A 2,367-nucleotide genomic window follows, 5' to 3' on the forward strand; every position below is an offset into this window, starting at 1 on the left:
GCTGAAAGGGGTCAATATTGAATGCTGATTGACACCGGAGATCATCAATACAGATCAAGGGTGCCAGTTTACCTCCTGTTGATTGCAATGTAAAACTGTACCATTTTCTGCAAAGTAAAAGTGTACCGCCCGCTGCCTCAGGTAGCATCGTCGGCTGACCGGTCAGCCGACGATTTTTGCTCTTTGAAAAGTTGTTTCTTTATCGAATGCCCGCGGAGCCGGTAGCTGTGCCCCTTGATGTTCACCACTTTGCTGTGGTGCAGGAGGCGATCGAGGATGGCCGTGGCAATCACCGGATCGCCAAACAATTCCTGCCAGTCGCCGAAGCTCTTGTTTGAGGTGATGATGGTCGAACTCCTTTCATAACGCTGCGAGACGAACTGAAAGAAGAGATACGCTTCCTGTGTTGTTACCGGAAGGTAACCAACCTCATCGACCACCACCAGGCTCGAGTTCAGATATGCTTTTTGGCGAGTGGCCCCGGCCTTGAGCTTTTTTATCAGAATATCCATCGTGGTGAAGTACACCTTGAAGCCGTGATGGCAGGCCTTGATTGCCAGCGAGATGGCCAGATGCGTCTTGCCGACTCCGGGTGGTCCGAGCAACAGAACGTTTTCCTTCCTGGTGATGAACGTCAGATCAAAGAGCTCCATCACCGTAGCTTTATCGAGCTGGGGATGGAAGGTGAAGTCATACTCCTCGATGGTCTTGGCCGCCGGCAGACCGGCGGTCTTCATTGCTGTTTGGATGCGGCGCCCTTCCTTGGCGGCAACTTCCTCTTCCAGGAGATGGTCGAGAAAACTGAGATAGGAGTTTTTCTCCCGGGTCGCTTGCTCCACGACGCTGTCCAGCACTTCGGCAGCGCGGTTGAGCTTGAGGCGTACCAGGTTGTCCTGTAAGCGTTCGGAGGTCAGCTGTTCCATGACGCACCTCCGTTGGCATACTGTTCATATTCGGCCAGCGGCCGGTGTGTCACTTCAGGGAAGAGCGACCCATTGTCCAGCCCTCTGGTCGCCGCTCCTTTGGAAGTACGGTATTTACGCTGCAACTGGTCCCGGTCCTGTCGGAGTTGATCATAGAACAACCGGTTACCCACTGTCTGATTGGTACCGTTTGCCTCCTGGTAGGTTACCAGCAGGGTCTGATCGTCGTAGATGCTGATCCGGCCCTGCTTGATCTTGAGCATGACCGTTTTGCCGACCACGTGATGTGGAACCAGATATCGGTTGGCGTTGTAGGAGAGCTGGCAGTCTTTGTAGACTTTGCGAAAGACTTTCAGCGAGGTGTCGTACGGGGCCGGCGGTAATGGCTGCAAACTGTCTTGTTCCTGGTGCCAGCGCTGGTCGACCGGTTGCTTGTGCGTACCGTGGATACGCCGGTTGGCAGTGACATCGAGCCAGCTTCGAGCGTCCCGGTTGAGCTTCTCCATCGTCGTGTACCGGTAGCCCCGCCAGAACCGTTGACGCACGTAGTCGATCGGCCGTTCCACCTTACCCTTTACCCACGGGCTATAGGGAGGGCAGGCCTTCGGGCTGAATCGGTAGTGGTGGGCAAAGTGGAGAAACTCGTTATTGAAGACCGCGGCACCACCGGCTCGCCCGACGACCACCTGCTTCATGTTATCATAGAGCACTTCTCCAGGGACGCCGTGCAGATAGGAAAACGCACGGATGTGGCAATCCAGGAACGACTCCAAGGTGCAGGCTTCAACGAACTCGATGTAGAAAGCCCGGCTGTAGCCGAGCACCATTAAAAACAGATAGCGGGTGGAAGAGGAGCCATTGCCATTGTCGATGCGAAAGTCGCCCCAGTCGACTTGGGCCTGGCAGCCCGGCTCGGTCTCAAACCGGGTATAGGCCAGCCGGTGTCGTCGGTCTTTGACTTCACGCACGTAGGCTTGAACAGTCCGATAGCTGCCCTCGTAGCCGCGTTGCTGCAGGCGTTCATGAATCCAGGTTGCCTTGTAGTCGTCTTCCGCCAGGTAATCATCGATCAGTTGCCGGTAGGGATCGAGGATAGATGCCCTCTTTATGGATTTGTGATAGGCGGGCACAGCTGGATTCTCAAGATACTTTTTGACGGTATTGCGGTGAATGCCAAGTTTCTTGGCAATATCCCGCTGACTGAAGCCTTGTCGCTGCAATGAAATGATGTCCATAAATACCTCCAGTTTGATCATGGCGGCCACCTCCTCGAAGGAGATGGTACATCGCCGGTGAAGGTGGTACACTTTTCATTGCATTTTTTGGTACAGTTTTATGTTGCCATTAACACCTCCGGGCAATGGTCTGAATACGTGCAGAAGACAGGAGCAAGAATCAGCATGGACGGCCGTGGGCGATGGCTTGATAATGTGGCCATTGAACG

Annotated in this window: 2 protein-coding genes; both read right to left on the minus strand. The window is 54.3% G+C overall.

From position 1 onward, the window contains the following. Positions 1-137 precede the first annotated feature (137 nt). Positions 138-923, minus strand: a complete 786-nt coding sequence (gene istB, locus BUC26_RS22380) for an IS21-like element helper ATPase IstB (RefSeq protein WP_073379635.1) — start codon at positions 921-923, stop codon at positions 138-140. Then, positions 911-2,158 carry an IS21 family transposase gene (gene istA / locus BUC26_RS22385; RefSeq protein ID WP_073379637.1) on the minus strand — a complete coding sequence of 416 codons (1,248 nt, stop codon included), beginning with the start codon at positions 2,156-2,158 and terminating at the stop codon, positions 911-913. The genes istB and istA overlap by 13 nt, the downstream gene beginning before the upstream one ends. Between the last annotated feature and the right edge of the window lie 209 nt (positions 2,159-2,367).

This window comes from Desulfofustis glycolicus DSM 9705 (assembly GCF_900130015.1).
Classification (GTDB): Bacteria; Desulfobacterota; Desulfobulbia; order Desulfobulbales; family Desulfocapsaceae; genus Desulfofustis; species Desulfofustis glycolicus.